This is a genomic window from Amycolatopsis sp. FDAARGOS 1241, assembly GCF_016889705.1.
Taxonomy (GTDB): domain Bacteria; phylum Actinomycetota; class Actinomycetes; order Mycobacteriales; family Pseudonocardiaceae; genus Amycolatopsis.
The window spans coordinates 444,844-463,195 of record NZ_CP069526.1 but is presented as its reverse complement, the minus strand read 5'-3'; the positions used below and the strand labels follow the sequence as shown (position 1 = coordinate 463,195).

Here is an 18,352-nt window from a genome sequence, read left to right as displayed (position 1 = left end):
AAGGACGCGCCAGCGGCGCGTGCGGGTGGCGGTCACGGGCACTGCACGGCCGGCGCGGGCCACCGATGAAGGCGCCAGGTCTTCGATGTGCAGGGGCGGCGCAAGTCACCCATCGCCGCGGCCGGCGGTGCCGCGCACGGGCTTGGGCCGGCTGTACCCGGGTTCGAAGTCGACCTCGGAGCCGTGGTAATCGGCGTTTTCCAGGACCGCAGGCGTTCACGGCGTCGATGCGTTAGTCGAGGGCCTTGCCGCGCCCGGCCGGCGCGGCGCCGTGGTTGGGCAGTTCGTGGAGGGGCACCGTCACCACCAGAACCAGATCGTGGTGACCGAGCCCGGCCAAGACGGACACACGCACCCGCCCCACTTGCCCCTGCCACGGATACCCGGAAGGCCCGCAACACGGGGTAAACCGGGCAACTTTCGCCCGTGATCCCCGTCTCGTCGAGGGCCGCGTTACGGGTTGCGGGTCGCCAGGTGGCGGGGGCGGCGCAGGGCCGAGCGGGGGCGGACGACGCACGTCGGGCGGGTCGCGGGGGCCGGCGGGCGGGCGGCGGCAGCGGCGCGGCGGAGCCACCGGATGTCCCGGCCGAAGGACCAGACGAGCAGCGCAAGCGCGAGCGCCGCGACGCCCAGGCCGGCTGCGGAAGGCAGCAGGTGCGAGGCCGCGGCGACGAGCAGCACGCCCTGCAGCGCGGCGACCGTCTTGCGGGCCCGGCTGGGCGGCAGCGCGCCGTTGAGCCACGGCAGCACCCAAGCGGCCGCGACGAACGCGTAGCGCATCAGACCGATCGCGAGCACCCAGTAGCCGAACGTCGCGCTGACCAGGACGCTGAGCACGAGGATCAGGAACGCGTCGGACTCCATGTCGAAGCGGGCACCCAGTGCGGACGACGTGCCGGTGCGGCGCGCGACCTGCCCGTCGACGGCGTCCAGCGCCAGTGCGACCGACGCGAGCGGCACGAGCACAGCCAGCGGCGCTCCGCCGATCGGGTGGTCTGCGACCAGCGCCGTGACGCCACCGATGAGGATGGCGCGAGCGAGGGTGACGTGGTCGGCCGGCCCGAGCGACCGGGCGCCGGCCTTGCGGGCGGCGCCGGCGAGCAGGGCCCAGAGGCCGACGGTGTACGCGAGGCCCGCCGTCCAGCCGGCGGCACCGAGGCCGACGGTCAGGGCGAGCGCGCCCAGCAGGGCCACCAGGGCTGCGACACCCGCGGCCTGTTGCCGAACGAGTGAACCCACGGTGGAACGTGATCGTGTAGTGGTGGTGACAGCCATATCGCCTCGATCTCGCGGCAGAGGAGGACGACCATGACACGTACGGGACAGGCCTTCTGGTTCAAATCCGCCGGAACCGGTGAGATCCGGGCGGTGGAGGTGCCGGAGCCGGGACCGGACGAAGTGCTGGTCCGCACGCTCTTTTCGGGCATGAGCCGCGGCACGGAAAGCCTGGTGCTGCGCGGCGGCGTGCCCGAGAGCCAGCACGAGGTGATGCGCGCGCCGTTCCAGGAGGGCGATTTTCCCTTCCCGGTGAAGTACGGGTACCTGAACGTCGGTCGCGTCGAGGCCGGGCCCGCCGCGCTGGTCGGACGCACCGTGTTCTCCCTCTTCCCGCACCAGACCGAGTTCGTCGTGCCCGCTTCGGCGGTCACGATCGTGCCGGACGACGTCCCGGCCGCCCGCGCCGTCCTCGCGGGGACCATCGAGACGGCCGTCAACGCGCTGTGGGACGCCGCGCCCCTGGTCGGTGACCGGATCGCCGTGGTCGGGGCCGGCATGGTCGGCAGCAGCGTCGCCGGGCTGCTCTCCCGCTTCCCGGGTGTGGACGTCCAGCTCGTGGACACCGTCCCCGCGCGGGAGAAGATCGCAGCCGCGTTCGGCATCCGCTACGTGCGACCCGAGAACGCCGAGGGTGACCTCGACTTGGTGGTGCACGCCAGCGCGACTGAGGCCGGGCTCGCGCGGTCGCTGGAGCTGCTCGGGCGCGAGGCCACCGTCATCGACCTCAGCTGGTACGGCGACCGCCGCGTGAGCGTCCCCCTCGGGGAGAACTTCCACTCGCGGCGGCTGACCATCCGCAGCAGCCAGGTGGGCACCGTCTCCCCTGCCCGTTCCGCGCGCCGCGGCTACGGCGACCGCATGGCGCTCGCGCTGCGGCTGCTCGCCGACCCGGCGTTCGACGTCCTCGTGACCGGCGAAACCGCGTTCGCGGATCTGCCGGACCTGATCGCCCGCCTCGCCGGCGGGGACCTGCCGGGGCTCGCGCACCGGATCGTCTACCCGTGATCGTCGATTCATGAAGGAGAACCACTTGTTCAGCGTCACCGTCCGCGACCACATCATGGTCGCCCACAGCTTCCGCGGCGAGGTGTTCGGTCCGGCGCAGAAGCTGCACGGCGCCACGTTCGTCGTCGACGCCACCTTCCGCCGCACCGAACTCGACTCCGACAACATCGTCGTCGACATCGGCCTCGCGACGCAACAGCTGGGCGCCGTTCTCGCCGACCTCAACTACCGCAACCTCGACGACGACCCGGCGTTCGAGGGTGTCAACACCTCCACGGAGTTCCTGGCGAGGGTCATCGCCGACCGGCTCGCGGACCGCGTGCACGCGGGCGAGCTCGGCGAGGGCGCGCACGGGCTGTCCGGGATCTCCGTGACGCTGCACGAGTCGCACGTCGCCTCCGCCGGGTACGAACGCTCGCTGTGAGCAGCCGGTGAACACTGTGGACGCTTCCGGCTACGCACCGGAGTGGCTGCGGCTGCGCGAGAGCGCCGACGCCGCGGCGCGGGCAGCGTCCCTTGTGGACGCTCTCGCGCTGCGCGCGCCCGTCGTGGTCCGCGACCTGGGCTGCGGCACCGGTTCCATGAGCCGCTGGCTCACGGGCCGGCTGCCGCGCCCGCAGCGCTGGTTCCTGCACGACCGGGATCCGGCGCTGGTGCGGCTGGCCGCGGCGGGCGTGCCCGACGCGACGGGTGAGGTCCGCGACGTCACGCGGCTCACCGCGGCGGACCTGTCCGGTACGTCGCTGGTCACCGCGTCGGCGCTGCTGGACCTGTTCACGGTCGACGAGATCCGCCGGCTCGTCGACGCGTGCGCGGAAGCACGGGTGCCGGCGTTGCTGACGCTGTCGGTCGTCGGCCGGGTGACGCTGACGCCGCCGGACCCGCTCGACGCCGACGTCGAGGCGGCGTTCAACGCGCACCAGCAACGGGACGGACGGCTCGGGCCGGACGCGGTGACGTTCGCGGCCGCCGAGTTCGCCGCGCGGGGGTTCACGGTGCACCGGGCGCCGTCGCCGTGGCACCTCGGCCCGGCCGAGTCGGCGCTGATCGACGCGTGGTTCCGCGGCTGGGTTTCCGCGGCGGCCGAGGAAAACCCGGCGCTCGACCTGGCGGCGTACCGGGAGCGGGTGCTCGAAACGGTGACCGTGGAGCACGAAGACCTGCTGGCGCTGCCTTGAGCTGATCGCGATCCCGGTGACCTGCCCATCACCATCCACTACGGGGACGACGTGGTACTGGACCTGCACCGCAAGGAAGGCCAGTACCACGTCGACGGCGGTGGCGCCCACGAAGACGACTGGCCCGATCCCGTGGACGCGACGACCGCCGGGGAAGACAGCTGGTTCGCCTGCCTCTGCGGCACCGGATGGGGCCGGTCAACGTACGCGTCCAGCTGCTCAACCGACCGCCCGAAACCGCCCCATCGACCACCGACCGTGGGAGATGGTGGTGGAACGCGACGTCGTCGGCGAAAAACCACGTGTGCAGCTGATCGAGATCATGAGACCGCAGCCGTTCCACCCGATCGAAACCGGCCCCCGGCCGATTCCAAATCCGGGTCCACACCGTGCACCGAGCGCGAGCGTTCGAGGCCGCAGACCTGAGCGAGCCGGTGGAGCACCGCGGGCTGCAGATCTGGCCCGCGGGGCAGGCGCGCGAACCCACCGTGCGCATCGGACCGGACGCCGTCGCTCACAACTACTGAGGCCCAGGACGCTGCCGGCCCAAGCCAAGGTCGCTCCGTTGCGATCTCCTAACCCAGCCACGCCAGCAGGCGGCCGCGCGACCAGCAGCGGCCGACGGCTTCGGCTTGCAGCACCGGGCCCTCGGACGCCGCCACCGCGAGGATGCTGTGGCCGGAGGCGGGGCGGTCGCCGTACGTCGGCACGGTCGGTGCGGCTCCGACGCCCTCCGCGGACACCCACGCGACGGTCCGCGCGGCCGACGCTTCCTGCAGGCGCTGGACGAAGAGCACGCGGCGCTGCGCCGGGAAACGCGACAGCGCCCACGTCGTCGTGACAACCGGCAGCGCGTCGGCGGGCACCCGGGCGAGGGCCTCGGGCAGCAGCTCGACGGCGTCTCCGCGCAGCAGCAGCGGAGGCGTCTTCGCCGCCAGCGCCAGCTCCGCTTCAAGCCGAGCGGCCCGCTCCGGCCGGTCCGGCGGCAGGCAGGCGCGCAACCACCGGGCGTCGTCCGGGTCGGTGACATCGAGTGGTTCGCGGTCGACCCCGACGCGGGCGACGACCTCGGGCAGCGCGCGCACCGGCACGGGCCGGTTGCCCACGATCGAACACGTCAGCTGTACGGGCGACGACGGGTCACCCAGCCATCGCCCGGTGCCGTAACTGATCCCGACGCGGTCGACGGTGAGGTTGAACCCGGCCCCGCACTCCACGTCGATCAGCCCGACCGCGGTCGCGCCCGCTCGGTGCGCCGCCTCGGCGACCAAGGGGTACAGCACGGCGCCGCGACCGGTCTCGTCGGCCCGCGGGCGCCGGCGTACGACGAGGTCCGACACCGCGTCCGGCTTTCGCAGCAGCGTGTCGATCGCGGCTGCGGCGGCCGCGTCGCCGTCCCGGGCGGCGTAGGCGGCGGCCAGCGCCGGGGCGTGGCCGGCGAGCGCGAGGTCGTGCAATGCGGCGAGGATCAGCTCCGGACGCCGCTTGCGCGCGGGCGCCTTCTCGATGGCGTTGAGCGCATCCGTGGACTCACTCAAGGCGAGGGCGACACGTTCGTACAGCGTTCCGGCGGGGCCGGCCTCACCGAAGCGCCGGAACGCCTGGGCGAGCGTGGCCACTACTCGTCGGCCTGGCGCCGGGCGCGGGCCCGGCGCTTGCCTTCGTGCATCGCGGCGACGCGCGCGATCGGGATCGTGTGCCCTTCGGCGACGAGGTCGTCCGGAAGCACCTGTGGCGTGGGCATTTCCGCCGTCCACGGGTCGGTGTCACCGAGCAGCGCGGGTGCCGTGTGGACGGTGAATTCGCGCGGGGTGACGTCGTCGGCCGCCGACCACGGGATGGGGAACGACACGGTCAGCCCGGGACGGACGCGAGGGCTGTAGGCGGCCACGACGGTCGCGCCGCCGGCCCGCGTCGAGTCCAGGAACACCTTGCCGTGGCGGTCTTCGCGGATGAACGCCGTGGTGGCGAGCGCGGGGTCGAGGCGTTCGGCGCGGGCGGCGACCGCGCGGGTCGCGGCGGCGACGTCCTCGTGCGCCTGGCCCGGCGCGAGCGGGACGAACACGTGCACCCCCTTGGAACCGCTGGTCTTCAGCGCGCCCGACAGCCCCGCGTCGGCCAGGGCCTGGCGGCACAGCCGCGCTCCGGCGACCGCGACGGAGAACGGCGCGCCCTCCGGCGGGTCGAGGTCGAGGATGAGGTGCGTCGGGCCGGCGGCGACGTCGGCGTGCGTGAGCGTGGGGTGGTATTCGATCGCGCGCTGGTTGCCGAACCACAGGAGCGTGGGGCGGTCGTTGCACAGCGCGTACGACACCTCTCGTTTCGAGCTCTCCGCCCACAGCTTCACGCGCGGCACCCACTCCGGCGTGTACTTCGGCAGGTTCTTCTGCATGAACGCGTCCTGCCCGCGCAGCACGCGCACGACCGACAGCGGACGGTCACGCAGCACGGGCAGCAGGCGGCCGGACACCGCGTCGAGGTAGTCGACCAGGTCGCGTTTGGTCGCGCCCGCGTCGGCGAACAGCGGCTGGTCGAGGTGGGTGAGGGAGACGCCCTCGCGGACTTCGTCGCTGCTCATCGGCCCAGCCTCGCCCAGCGGACGGCGCCGGTCAACCGGTTCAGACGAGCGGGCGGCCGGCCCGCCGGCGCTTGCGGAGGTCGCGCAGGTAGGCGTTGTAGGGGAAGTACTGCACGCGGGCGGGCAGCCGAAGCACGAGGTACCCGAGCGCGCGCGTCAGCCGGTCGAACCGCCGCTGGTCGCCGGCGGACCAGCGCAGGTGCATCTGCTCGCGGAAGCTCGCGGGCAGGAACCCGGTGGTCACGAACCGGTGGAAGGCGCCGAAGACCAGCGGGAACGGCTGGGGCAGGAACTTCAGGTCGACTATGTCCCGCAGGTACGCGCGGGTGCGGCTGTCGATGCGGACGGCGCCGAGCCCGCGCTGCCAGTAGTCCGCGAAGGCCTCGCGGTCGCGCGGCCACATTTCGGGTTTCACCTCCAGCGTGGTGCCGAGCACCACGGCTTCGGCGTAGAGCTCCTCCGACGGGGTGCCGCCGAAGAACGCCGTGTGGACGTCCTCGAGTCCCTTGTAGAGGCACGCGGCGACCCAGAGCTGCAGCTCGGGGTCGAACGCGTTGTACGCCACCGGACTGTCCGATGTGGACCTGACCTGGACGTGGGAGCGGTTGACGGCACGCCGGTACGCCGCGCGTTCGTCGTCGGTGCCGAAGGCCGCGACGGCGAGGTACGTACCGGTCGTGCGCGCGCGTTTCAGCGGGTGCTTGAACAGGTTCCCCGATTCGACGCGGCTCTCCAGCACGCCGTAGCCGACCGGGGGCCGGCCGAGCTGCATGATCACGTTGGCGCTGCCGGCCATGAGCCCGATGCCGACCATCGCCTTCCCGAGTGCGTCACCCATCGCGCCTCCTCGGGGATCCAGGAAACGCCTTTGTTTACAGATCGTCAAGACGCTCGTGACTCCAGACGTCTTGAAGTTCGACGCTGGGTGCCCGATCTCAAAGGGAGCACCCATCAACTACCCCGACCCGGGCCGCCCTGGCGTCACGACCGTGCGGATCCGCCAGGGCGACGGCGCGCCACCGCTGGTCACCGCAGCGCCGGAGGCACTGACCTCCGGTTCGACGGGCCGGACGACGCGCGACTGCGGGCGTGGGTCGACCTCGTCTTCGAGCCCTCGCCGACTCCGAACCCCGTCTCGGCGGGCTCGGTGCGCACTTCCACCGCGGCGCCGACGGCACCCGTGTCGCGAACTACGCGGAGTGGACCAGCGAAGCAGTCCGCCTCGACGCGCTGGGCACGACGGGAGTCGTGGGGTCGTCGCCGAAGTTCGCGCTGGTGCAGGCGTTTCCGGGCTTGGTGGGCAGCACGGTGCGGCGTTTGTGGCCGGCGTCAAGGACCCGGCAAAACCATTGACTTTGCCAGCTATTTCAGCCCTGACTGAAATCACTGGCAAAGGAGTTGCCGTGAACACTGCCGCGCTGAGCGGGGTCGGGGAAGCCGCGTTCATCACGCTCCACGCCCGCGCCCTGGACGCCGCCGCCCCGCAGCCGATCCTGGCCGATCCGCACGCGAACCGCGTGGTCGAGGCCGTGGACTACGACTTCGCGCGGCTCGGTCCGACGCCGAAGCTCGACCTGAAGGAGCGCCTCAGCGCCGGCATCCGCGGGGTCATCTTCGACGGCTGGGTGCAAGAGTTCGTCGACCGGCACCCGGACGCCGTGGTGCTCGACCTCGGTTGCGGGCTCGACAGCCGCGCGTACCGCGTGCGGCGTCCGACGGGGGTGGACTGGTACGACGTCGACCTGCCGGCCGTGATCGACCTGCGGCGCCGGCTGTACCCGGAGACCGGTGAGCTCGCCGCGGGCCGCTGGCTGGACCACTTGCCCGCCGACCGGCCGATGGTCGCGGTGATGGACGGGCTGTACCCGTTTAGGTCACCTCGGTCGTTCCCGGCGCTGCTCAACCGGCTCAGCGCGCACTTCGACCTCGGCGCGCTGCTGATCCTGGGGTACTCGCGGTTGTCGTCGCGGATGCTGCCGCGGGTACTGCCGGCGGTGAACACGCTCGGCATCACGCTCAACGACGGCTTCGACGACCCGCACGACGTCGAACGATGGGCGCCCGCGTTGCGCTTCGTCGAGCAGCGGCGGCTGATCGACTCGCCCGACGTCGCGAAGATGCCGCCCGGCTACCGCTTCCGGTCGCGGCTGATGGCGCGGATCCCGTGGCTCGCGCGGATGGACAAGGGTGTGCTGCGCTACGAATTCGGCGTGGCACAGTGATCGCATGAGCGACGACGCGGCGCTGGCGTGGGTGGAGCGCGTGGCCACCTTCTGCGTGGACGAGTGGGGGCTGCCGCCGATCACGGGGCGCGTGCTGGGCTGGCTGATGGTCTGCGAGCCGGCGGAGCAGTCGGCCGGGTCGATCGCCGAGGCGATCGGCGCCAGCCGCGCGTCGCTGACGTCCAACATGCGCTACCTCACCGCCATCGAGCTCGTGCGCCGCGTCCGCCGTCCGGGCGACCGCACCACCTACTTCCGCATCGAGGAAGATGCGTGGCGCAAGGTGGTGCTGCGCAAGCTCGCGGGACTGTCCACTTTCACCGCCATCGCGCACGAAGGACTGGCGCTCACCGGCGACGGTCCGCGCTCGGAGCGCATCCGCGCCGCCGAAACCTCGATGTCGTGGCTCCAGAAATTGGCCGTGGAACACCCACCGCCCGCTTGAGGTTCGCTGCTGGCCGCGCCCAACGGGAAAACGATTTACCTCCCGCCGAGGGGGTCGAAATCGCGCCGAAACAGGTGTAGGCAGAGTTTGCGGCGGATCCGGCGGTGCGTGGAGGTGTCGGATGGGCATGGGTGAGCTGCCGGAACAGGATCCGTCCGCTCGGGTCACCGTCCTCCGCGAGACCGCGCGCACCCGCGTCGTCCGGTTGTCCGTCGCCGGCCGGACCGTCGTCTGCAAGCAGCCGCTGGGTCCGGACGCGCAGCGGCGGCTGGGGCACGAGCGGGCGGTGCTGGAGCGGCTCCGCGGGGTCCGGGGAGTCGCGCAGCTCGTGGAGTCGCCGCGGTACGCGAGCGCGCTCGTGCTGGCCGACGCCGGCGACACGAACCTGGCCGAGGTGCCTGAGCCGCTGCCCGCGGACATCCTGATCGGGGTCGGACTGGGGCTGGCGAGAGCCGTGGCCGCCGTGCACCGGCGCGGGGTGCTGCACGGGGACATCACCCCCGCGAACGTCGTGATCTCCCGCGACGGTGCCCCGTGCCTGGTGGATTTCGCGTTGGCCAGGTCGATGCCGGCCGCGCACCTGGCCGAGCACAGCGAAATCGTGGGGACGCTGGCGTACCTGGCGCCCGAGCAGACCGGCCGGACCGGTCGTTCGGTGGATCAGCGGGCCGACCTGTACTCGCTGGGCGCGACGCTCTACGAACTGGCGACGGGTGCGCCGCCGTTCGGTTCCGGTGACCCGCTGCGCCTCACCCACGACCACCTGGCCCAGGTCCCGGTGCCGCCGGACGAGCTCAACCCGCAGCTGCCGGCTCCATTGCCCGAGATCATCTCGCGACTGCTCGAGAAGGAACCGGACAACCGGTACCAGACCGCCGACGGTGTGGTCCACGACCTGGCCCGGCTGCGCGACACCCGCGCCGGGCGGGCCACGGGGCCGGTGCGCATCGGTGAACACGACTTCCCGCTCGGGCTCGCGGCACCGCCCCGGCTGGTGGGGCGCGACGCCGAGGTGGCCGCGCTGCGGGAGGCGTTCGAGCACGCGACGGTGGGCCGGTGCCGGGCGGTGCTGGTCAGCGGCGCGGCCGGGGTCGGCAAAACCGCGCTGGTCGACGAACTGCGGCCGGCGGTGACCAGCCAGGGCGGCTGGTTCCTGGCGGGCAAGTTCGACCAGTACCGGCGAGATCTGGAGTTCGACGGCGTCTACCAGGCGTTCCGGGCGCTGGGCCGGCTGCTGCTGGCCGACCCGGAGAGCGAGCTGGCTCGGGTGCGGCGCGGGATTCTCGACGCGGTGGGCCCGAACGCCGGTCTGCTGACGGCGGTGGTGCCGGAATTCGCCGCGCTGCTGGGCACTCCGCCCGATCCCGGCGATCCGCTCACCGCGCAATCGCGGGCGCAGCACAGCAGTGTCCGGATCCTGCGAGCGGTCGCCTCACGAGACCGGCCGGTGGTGCTGTTCCTCGACGATCTGCAGTGGGCCGGGCGCGGCCCGCTCGGGTTCGTCGACCTGCTGCTCGACGAGGAGCCGATCGCCGGCCTGTTGCTGGTCGGTGCGCAGCGGGACGTGGCCGAGCCGGCGGCCTTGCTGTCGCGGGCCCGTGACCAGGCGGGTGTGCGACACCTGCGGCTGCGGAACCTGACCGCGCCGAGCCTGGTCGCCATGGTCGCGGAAACGCTGCGCACGGACGCAGCCGCGGCCGCGCGTCTCGTCGAGGCGATCGAGCCGCGCACCTCGGGCAACCCCTACGAAACCGTGCAGCTGCTCAACGCGCTGAGCCGTCAGGGCGTCCTGACCGCGAGCCCCGCGGGCTGGCGGTGGGACCCGGCCGTGGTGCGCGCTCACCTCGGCCCGGCCGAGGTCGGCGACCTGCTGGCGGCTCGGCTCGAGGCCCTGCCGCCGCCGTCGCGGCAGCTGGTGGAGGCGTTGGCCTGCCTGGGTGGGCAGGTGGAGACGGCGGTGCTGCAGACCGCCACGGGCGAGCCGGCCGGCGTGGTCGCGCAGCGCCTGACCCCGGCACTGGACGAAGGCCTGCTCGTTCCGGCGCAGGATCCGCACGGTGCGGTGCGGTTCCGCCACGACCGCATCCGCGAGTCCGTCCTGCCCACGCTCGGCCCACGGCGGCCGGCGCTGCACCTGGCGATGGCGCGGCGGCTGGCCCCGGCTCCCGAGCTGTTCGCGGTCGCCGCCGACCAGTACCTGCCGGTGCTCGACGCGGTCGGTGATCCCGCGGAGCGGCAGCGGGTGGCGGAGCTGCTGCGGCTCGCGGCCGACCAGGCCGCGCTGACCGGCGACTACGCACGGGTGAGCGCGCTCCTCGCGGCGGCGGTGCGGACAGCCGACCCCGCCGACCAGGACCTGGCGGCCGAGCTGCGCACCGCCCGTCAGGCAGCGCTCTTCAGCGCGGGCCGCCTGGCGGAAGCCGAGGCGGAGTACCGGCTCATCGAGCAGCTGCGCCGGAGCACAGTGGACCGCGCGGGCGCGACCGCGGTCCACGTGCGCAGCCTCAGCCACCAGACCCGGTTCGCGGAAGCGATCAGCCTGGGCCTGGCGGCGCTGCGGGAGTGCGGCCTCGACGTACCCACGCCGGATCGGCTTCCCGCCGAAGTCGACGAGCGGTTCGACCGCCTGTACCACTGGCTGGACCACAGCGATCCCGCGGACGAGCCGACCCGCCCGGATCTCGCCGACCCCGCCCTGCTGGCCGCGAGCCGCTTGATCGACGCGGCACTGCCGGCGGCCTACTTCGTCGCCGACCCCGCCTTGATCGCCTGGTTGAGCCTGGAAACCTTGCGGATCTGGCTCGAACACGGCCCGGGCCCGACCCTGGTCGGCCCGGCGAGCCACGCCGCGTACCACGCGGGAGCCCAGCGCGGCGCCTACTCGGCCGGGTACCGGGCGTTGCAACGGATCGTGGCGCTGGGCGAAGCCCGCGGTTGGGAGCCCGGCACGTCGCAGGCCCGGCACATGTTCGCCGCGCTCAGCGGCTGGTTCGAGCCGATCGAGAACGGCGTCCGCGCGGCGCGGCAGGCCCGCGGCGGGTTGATCGCGGCCGGCGACCTGGCCTACGCCGGCTACACCTACCAGCTGTCCGTGCCGTACCTGGCGGACTGCGCGCCGACGCTGGAGAACTTCGTCGCGGAGGTCGACGAGGGCTTCGCCTTCCTGCGCCGGACCGGCAACGAGCAGACCGGCCAGTGGCTCGACAGCTACCGGTGGCTGGCCGACGTGCTCCGCGGCGAAAGCCCCGCCGCCACCGGCGATCCGATCCCGCTGGACCGCTTCGCCGACAATCCGCTCGCGCTGTTCTACGCGCACTTGTGCCACGCGGTCGCGGCCGTCCTCTTCGGTGAGCCGGCCGACCTGGCCCGGCACAGCGCTGAAGCGATGGCGCTCCTCCCGGCCACCGCCGGGTTCTACTCCACCACCGAGGCCCGCTTGCTGCACGGGCTCGCCCTCGCCGAACAGGCCCGCGCGGCCGGCGACGCCGAACGCGCCGACCTGCTGTCCCAAGTGGACGAAGAGGTGCTGTGGCTGGCCGCGCGGGTCGGGGACGCACCGGAGAACTTCCTGCACCTGCTGCGGCTGACCGAGGCCGAGCGCGCCTGGGTGGCCGGCGACTTCCGGGGCGCCGTGCGGGCCTTCGACGCGGCGCGGCGGGAGGTCGTCCAGCGCCGGCGTCCGTGGCACCGGGCGCTGATCGACGAGCGCGCGGCGCGCTTCCACCTCGCGCACGGGATCGAACACACCGGCTTCGACCTGCTCGCGCGCGCCCGCGACGACTACGCCGCGTGGGGCGCGACCGCGAAGGTGGCGCAGCTGGACTGGGCGTATCCCGCGCTGCGTTCGGGGCCCGACACCGGCCTCGCCGACACCCGGCCGGCCGCTCACCTGCGCTCGACGGTCACGACGGGCACCCTCGATCTGCTCGGCATTCTGTCGGCGTCCCAGGCGCTGAGCTCCGAGACCAGCATCGACCGCCTGCACTCGCGCGTCGTCGAGGTGCTCAGCGCGATGACCGGCGCGACCGGCGTGCACCTGACACTGTGGAGCGACGACCGGCAGGACTGGCTCCTGCCCACCCCCGCGGACGCCGACCCGGGCCGGGACCGCGCGGTCCCGAGGTCGGTGCTGCGCTACGTCCGCCGGACCGGGGCTCCCATCGTCGTCGACGACGTCACCCGCGACGACCGCTTCGCCCACGACCCGTGCTTCGCCGACCTCACCTGCTGCTCGCTGCTCGCGGTGCCCATCCTCAGCCGTGGCACCCTGCGCGGAGCGCTGCTGCTGGAGAACCGCCTGATCCGCGGCGCGTTCACGGCGGACCGGCTCGACGCGGTCGAACTCATCGCGAGCCAGCTCGCCGTCTCCCTCGACAACGCCCAGCTCTACGCGCAGCTCACGGCGTCGCGGGCCCGGCTCGTCACGGCGGCCGACCAAGCGCGCCAGCGCATCGAGCGGGACCTGCACGACGGCGCTCAGCAGCGGCTGGTCTCGCTCGCCCTGCGCCTGCACGCGGCGCGGGCGCAGGTGCCGCCGCAGTTCGGTGAACTGGCCACCGATCTCGGCGACCTCGCCACCGAAGCGGCCGGCGTGCTGGACGAGCTGCGTGAGATCGCGCGCGGCATCCACCCGGGGATCCTGGACACGGGCGGGCTCGCGCCGGCTGTGCGCGCGCTCGGGCGCCGCTCGGCGATCCCGGTCGACCTCGACGTGGACCTGCCGCAGCCGCTACCCGAGCACGTCGAGGTCAGCGCCTACTTCATCATCGCGGAGGCGCTGACCAACGCGGCCAAGCACGCACGCGCGTCCGCCACCGCGGTGGAAGTCCACTACGACGCCGCGAAAGCCCTGCTGCGCATCGCGGTCCGCGACGACGGCGTCGGTGGCGCCGATTTCGCACTGGGCACTGGCTTGCTCGGCCTCAAGGACCGCGTCGAAGCGATCGGCGGCCGCATCCGCCTCGAAAGCCCGGACGGCGCGGGAACCAGCCTGCACGCTGAACTTCCGCTCGAAGGCTCCGATCACGCGTCCATAATGGACAAATAATGGTTCACAGCACGGAGCGGGCGAAGTCGATCAGCGCGCGGGCCGCAGGGCCGATGGGACCGCCCGCGCGCCACGCCAGCGCCAGCTGGCCCCTCAGCCGCGGCCGCAGCAGCGCCGTGTGCAGCTGCTCGGCGTAGTAGCGGGCCAGCGACTCGGGCACGAGAGCCACCCCCAGCCCCCGCATCGCCAGCTGCGCCAGCACGTTCGGGTCACTCGCCTCAAGCGTCACCCGCAGGTGCAACCCGGCCGTCGCGAACGCGCGATCCAGCACTCCGCGCAACCCCGTCCCCTTCGGCAGGCAGATGAGCGACCGCTCGGACAGCTGCGCCAGCGTCACCTCGGTCCGATCGGCCAGGACGTCCGACGGCGCGACGACGGCGACCAGCGCCTCGTCGAGCACCACCTGCGTCGCCAAGCCGGCCGGGATCCCGTCGGCGAGCCCGATCACCGCGACGTCGAGCTGACCGTCGCGCAGCGCGTCGATCATGACGTCGGAATTGGCTTCCCCCAAGGTGATCTCCACGCCCGGGTACCGTTCCGCGAAGCCCGCCAGGAAGTCCGGCAACGCGACGGGCCCTGCCGACGTCACCATCCCCATCGCCACCTGACCGCGCACCAGACCCTCGTGTTCGGCCACGGTCTCGCGCACCGCCGCCACCGCGGCAAGCGCCGCCCGCGCGTGGGGCAGCGCGGCTTCGCCGACGTCGGTCAGCCGGACCGTCCGGCCCGAGCGGTCGAACAACGGCTGCCCCAGCTCCCGTTCGAGCCGCCGGATCTGCGCGCTGACGCCCGGCTGCGCGACGTGCATCCGAGCCGCCGCCCGCGTGAAGTTGGCCTCCTCGGCGACGGCCACGAAGTACTCGAGCTGGTGCAGTTCCATAACTGCCGATGCTAGCTCCAGGAATCACTATCTCTTGGACTTCTCGTCGAATTCCCGCGACGCTGGAAGCATGAAAACCTTCATCCCGGGTCAGGACGGTTACGCGGCCGCCACCGCCGGCTTCCAGACCGGCGTCCGATCGGCTCCGGAGCTGGTCGTCGCCGCGGAGGGCGCGCGAGACGTCGCCGAGGCCGTGCGGCACGCGAACGCCTACGGCCTGACCGTCGACGTCGAGGCGACCGGGCACGGCCGCCGGACGCCGGCCGAGGGGGTGCTGATCTCGACGCGCCGCATGACGGACGTGGCGATCGACCCAGCGCGTGCCACCGCGCGCGTCGGGGCGGGCACGACGTGGGGCGCGGTCATCGCGGCCGCCGCGGAGCACGGGCTGGCGCCGCTCAGCGGTTCGGCGCCCGGGGTCGGCGTGGTCGGCTACACACTCGGCGGCGGGTTCAGCCTGCTCGGCCGCCGCTACGGGCTCGCCGCGGACCGGGTGCGGTCCGCCGAGGTCGTGACCACCGACGGGACGATCGAGCGCACGACGGACGCCGGCGCCGGCGTCGTCACCGCGCTGGAATTCGGCCTCGTGTCCGTGACCAGCCTCTACGGCGGCGGCCTGTACTTCGACACCCTGCGGCTGCCCGACATCCTGCGCGCGTGGCGCGACTGGACCACTGACCTCCCCGACGCGCTAACGACGTCGCTCGCCCTGATCCCCTACCCGGACCTGCCGATGGTCCCGCAACCGTTGCGGGGCAAGCACATCGCGCACGTCCGCGTCGCCCACCTCGGCGCCGGCGGGCCGGAGCTCGCCGCTCCGCTGCGCGCAAAGGGACCGCTCGTGGACACGCTCACGACGATGCCGTTCACCGAGTCCGGCGCGATCGCCGCCGAACCGCCGATCCCGCACGCCTACCTCGGCGACAACCGCGTCGTCGCGCACCTGCCCGACAGCACCCTCGCCGCGATCCTCGAGCACGCGGGCCCCGGCGCGCCCGTGCCGACCGTCCTGATCATCGACCTCCTCGGCGGCGCCTACGCGCATTCGACCGCCCCGGACTTCACGCCGCAATCGCGGTACACGGTGCGCGCGCTGTCCGTGGTCGAAACCACCGGGCCGGACCCGATCCGGGCCGCGCACGCGAAGCTGTTCGACCCGCTGGCGACGACGGGGCGTTTGCGCAGTTTCGTCTACGGTCAGCCGTTTCGCCCCGGCTCGTGAGGGCGTCTGCGCCCAACCGTCGGCGGGGGGCCAGGGGACGCTCGGCGGATGTTCACGTGGCGTTGGTGTCGGCTGATTTGGATGGACGGCCGCAGCACCTGTCCCCACCACGTGAGGAGCTCCCATGGCCCCCGATCCGATCCCCGCGGCACCCGAGCCCGAGTCCGGCACCACGCGCCGCCGGTTCCTGCAGGGCGCGGGTGCCGCCGCCGGTGCGCTGATGCTCGGTGGGATCGCCGACACGGGCGCCGCGAACGCCGCGCCGGCGGCGAAGTACCGCTTGCCCAAGGGGTTCAGAGGCGACCTGTCCGACTTGAGACACGTCGTGATCCTGATGCAGGAGAACCGCTCCACCGACCACTACTTCGGCACGTTCCCCGGCGTGCGCGGCTTCAACGACAAGCAGGCACTGCGGTTCCAGGACGGCACCAGCGTCTTCCAGCAGCGCGACAGCACCGGCGCCATCGTCACGCCGAAGGTCGACGACGGCATGTGGGGCAACGACCACGGCGCCTGGGGCGACGTCAACCACCGCAAGTGGGACCTGTGGGTGCAGCACAACGGCGCCAGCTGCATGAACTACCACAGCGACGCCTACATGAGCTTCTACCACTCGGTCGCGGCGCAGTACACGATCGCCGACCAGAACTTCTGCTCCGAGTTCGGGCCGACCGACCCGAACCGGAAGTACCTGTGGAGCGGCACGTCCAACACCGAGACCGGCAACACGGACGAGTCCAACTACAGCCGGCCGTGGCTCACGGTGCCCGAACAGCTCCAGCAGGCCGGCATCGACTGGCGGCTGTACTCCGACAACAGCGGCAACGGGCGCCAGGGCTATCTCAGCTCGTGGATCGGCGACTACGGCGACAACGAGCTCAAGTACTTCAAGGGCTTCGAGCCCAACGGGCTGGCCGCCGGCGACCCGAAGCTGCGCCCCGGCACCGGCCTGATCTGGCGCGGCAACGCCACGTACTACGCCGGGGCCACCACGCCGAACGACGACTCCGACGCGAACCTCGACGCGGTCCTGAAGGACTTCCACGACGCCTGCCGGCCGGGGGCGGAGCACCCGCTGCCAGCGGTCTCGTGGCTCGTGGCACCCTACGGCTGGTCCGAGCACCCGGACGCGGACACACTGCACGGCGAGCGCTACGTCAAGAAGGTGCTCGACATCCTGCAGAGCAACCCCGATATCTGGAACCACACCCTCTTCATCCTCAACTACGACGAGAACGACGGGAAGTTCGACCACGTGCTGCCGCCGTGGCCCGAGGCCGGCACCGCGGGCGAGTACACCGGCTCGTACCCGCTCGGCTTCGGCCCGCGCGTGCCGATGGTGCTGGTCTCGCCGTGGACGCGCGGCGGGTACGTCGCGTCGGAGGTCTTCGACCACACGTCGACGATCAAGTTCCTGGAGAAGTGGGCGGCGCACCTCGGCAAACCGTTCAGGTGCCCCAACATCAGCCAATGGCGCCGCTCCATCGCGGGTGACCTGACGAGCGCGCTCGACTTCGCGCACCCGCAGCCCGGCCCGGCGACGTTCGCCGATCCGGTCGCCGAGCAGCCCGTGTCGATCGCGGCCGGGCACATGAAGCCGCGCCCGCTGAGCTTCCACCCGCACGCGACCCTCACGCAGGACCGCTCGGGCAAGGTCACCGCCACGATGACGCTGACCGGCGGCCCGCAGGACAAGGCCGTGAGCTTCCAGGTGTTCCCGGACAAGCTGAAGGCCTTCTCCAGCACGCCGTTCACCGTCACCGCGCGCAACCCGCGCCAGTACACCTGGGACACGACGGCGACAGGCGGCGAGTACGCCTTCTCGATCTACTCGAACGACGGCTTCGTGCGTTCGTTCGCCGGCCGCGTCTCGCCGAACGGAACCGACCCGCGCGTGGAGACCGACCTGCTGCAGCGCGAACAGCAGGTGAAGCTCACGCTGCACAACGACGGCCCCAAGCCGGTGACGTACACCCTGACCGCCCACGACTACCGCGGCGGCACCCGGCGCGTGACGGTGCGCGGCGGCAAGCACGAGGTCGTCGCGTGGCCGACCGAGAACGGCTACTACGACGTGGTCGTCACGGTCGACTCCGACAGCAGCTGGACGCAGCGCTACGCCGGCCGGATCGCCATGGACCGCTAGCGCACCCGAACGGCCGGCGGATCCGCACCGGGTCCGCCGGCCGTGCTCACTTCCGGTAGCGGCGGCGGCGGTCGAGCCAGGACAGGTCGTTGCTCTGGTAACGCGCGAGCCCGGCGGCGTGGAAGTCGCGGCGGGATTCCTGCAGCGTCTCCCACCCGTCGGCCGCGGCCGCGCGCCGGCTCCGGCGCCGCGCGCGGAAGTCCAAAACGGCCGCGAGGCCGAGCACCACCAAGACGGCTCCGACGAGGACCACCAGCAGCGTCATATCCCCCACCACCCAGACCAGCCGCAGGTCACGGGCCCGAACCCGGCGAGCAGGCGCCCGAGATCATCCTCATATACTCCCACCGC

The 18,352-nt window shown here is 72.5% G+C and carries 16 protein-coding genes; 9 read left to right on the top strand and 7 right to left on the bottom strand.

Going from position 1 to position 18,352, the window contains the following annotated elements; all coding sequences use genetic code 11:
• Positions 1 to 232: 232 nt before the first annotated feature.
• Entirely contained in the window at positions 233 to 355 is a 123-nt protein-coding gene (locus tag I6J71_RS49635) for a hypothetical protein (protein ID WP_255570730.1), read from the bottom strand.
• 98 nt (positions 356 to 453) lie between these two features.
• Positions 454 to 1,275: a CDP-alcohol phosphatidyltransferase family protein gene (locus I6J71_RS02195; RefSeq protein ID WP_204093188.1), complete on the bottom strand. Its 822-nt coding sequence runs from the start codon at positions 1,273 to 1,275 to the stop codon at positions 454 to 456.
• A 33-nt stretch (positions 1,276 to 1,308) separates the two neighbouring features.
• Here I6J71_RS02195 and I6J71_RS02190 point away from each other — a divergent pair, with 33 nt between their 5' ends.
• The 4 genes from I6J71_RS02190 (at position 1,309) to I6J71_RS02175 (ending at position 3,988) form a co-directional block, all read left to right on the top strand.
• Positions 1,309 to 2,283 carry a zinc-binding alcohol dehydrogenase gene (locus I6J71_RS02190; protein ID WP_204093187.1) on the top strand — a complete coding sequence of 325 codons (975 nt, stop codon included), beginning with the start codon at positions 1,309 to 1,311 and terminating at the stop codon, positions 2,281 to 2,283.
• 25 nt (positions 2,284 to 2,308) lie between these two features.
• Positions 2,309 to 2,707, top strand: a complete 399-nt coding sequence (locus I6J71_RS02185) for a 6-carboxytetrahydropterin synthase (RefSeq protein ID WP_204096820.1) — start codon at positions 2,309 to 2,311, stop codon at positions 2,705 to 2,707.
• A gap of 7 nt (positions 2,708 to 2,714) precedes the next feature.
• A complete protein-coding gene (locus I6J71_RS02180) occupies positions 2,715 to 3,461 on the top strand; it encodes a class I SAM-dependent methyltransferase (RefSeq protein WP_204093186.1) in 747 nt (248 codons plus the stop codon).
• Positions 3,462 to 3,850: 389 nt separating this feature from the next.
• Positions 3,851 to 3,988: a hypothetical protein gene (locus I6J71_RS02175; RefSeq protein WP_204093185.1), complete on the top strand. Its 138-nt coding sequence runs from the start codon at positions 3,851 to 3,853 to the stop codon at positions 3,986 to 3,988.
• 48 nt (positions 3,989 to 4,036) lie between these two features.
• Here the strand turns inward: I6J71_RS02175 and I6J71_RS02170 are convergent, their stop codons facing one another.
• The 3 genes from I6J71_RS02170 to I6J71_RS02160 are packed head-to-tail and all read right to left on the bottom strand — an operon-like array spanning position 4,037 to position 6,877.
• Positions 4,037 to 5,080, bottom strand: coding sequence for a DUF2332 domain-containing protein (locus I6J71_RS02170; RefSeq protein WP_204093184.1), 1,044 nt, complete (start codon positions 5,078 to 5,080; stop codon positions 4,037 to 4,039).
• Positions 5,080 to 6,039, bottom strand: coding sequence for a DNA polymerase domain-containing protein (locus I6J71_RS02165; RefSeq protein WP_204093183.1), 960 nt, complete (start codon positions 6,037 to 6,039; stop codon positions 5,080 to 5,082). The genes I6J71_RS02170 and I6J71_RS02165 overlap by 1 nt, the downstream gene beginning before the upstream one ends.
• Positions 6,040 to 6,079: 40 nt before the next feature.
• A complete protein-coding gene (locus I6J71_RS02160) occupies positions 6,080 to 6,877 on the bottom strand; it encodes an oxygenase MpaB family protein (RefSeq protein WP_204093182.1) in 798 nt (265 codons plus the stop codon).
• Positions 6,878 to 7,442: 565 nt separating this feature from the next.
• Between I6J71_RS02160 and I6J71_RS02155 the strand changes: the two genes are divergently transcribed.
• The 3 genes from I6J71_RS02155 to I6J71_RS02145 all read left to right on the top strand — a co-directional run bounded on the left by I6J71_RS02155 (position 7,443) and on the right by I6J71_RS02145 (position 13,753).
• Positions 7,443 to 8,261, top strand: coding sequence for a class I SAM-dependent methyltransferase (locus tag I6J71_RS02155; RefSeq protein ID WP_204093181.1), 819 nt, complete (start codon positions 7,443 to 7,445; stop codon positions 8,259 to 8,261).
• A gap of 4 nt (positions 8,262 to 8,265) precedes the next feature.
• Positions 8,266 to 8,706, top strand: a complete 441-nt coding sequence (locus I6J71_RS02150; RefSeq protein WP_204093180.1) for a GbsR/MarR family transcriptional regulator — start codon at positions 8,266 to 8,268, stop codon at positions 8,704 to 8,706.
• Positions 8,707 to 8,833: 127 nt separating this feature from the next.
• Entirely contained in the window at positions 8,834 to 13,753 is a 4,920-nt protein-coding gene (locus I6J71_RS02145; protein WP_204093179.1) for an AAA family ATPase, read from the top strand.
• 4 nt (positions 13,754 to 13,757) lie between these two features.
• Here I6J71_RS02145 and I6J71_RS02140 read toward each other — a convergent pair whose 3' ends face one another.
• Positions 13,758 to 14,633, bottom strand: a complete 876-nt coding sequence (locus I6J71_RS02140; RefSeq protein ID WP_204093178.1) for a LysR family transcriptional regulator — start codon at positions 14,631 to 14,633, stop codon at positions 13,758 to 13,760.
• Positions 14,634 to 14,703: 70 nt separating this feature from the next.
• Between I6J71_RS02140 and I6J71_RS02135 the strand changes: the two genes are divergently transcribed.
• Positions 14,704 to 15,855 (top strand): FAD-binding oxidoreductase, encoded by a 1,152-nt coding sequence (locus I6J71_RS02135; protein ID WP_204093177.1) that lies wholly within the window; start codon positions 14,704 to 14,706, stop codon positions 15,853 to 15,855.
• A gap of 124 nt (positions 15,856 to 15,979) precedes the next feature.
• Positions 15,980 to 18,001, top strand: a complete 2,022-nt coding sequence (locus tag I6J71_RS02130; protein ID WP_204093176.1) for an alkaline phosphatase family protein — start codon at positions 15,980 to 15,982, stop codon at positions 17,999 to 18,001.
• Positions 18,002 to 18,047: 46 nt separating this feature from the next.
• On the opposite strand, the gene I6J71_RS02125 is transcribed toward I6J71_RS02130, so the two are convergent.
• Positions 18,048 to 18,266 (bottom strand): hypothetical protein, encoded by a 219-nt coding sequence (locus I6J71_RS02125; RefSeq protein WP_204093175.1) that lies wholly within the window; start codon positions 18,264 to 18,266, stop codon positions 18,048 to 18,050.
• Between the last annotated feature and the right edge of the window lie 86 nt (positions 18,267 to 18,352).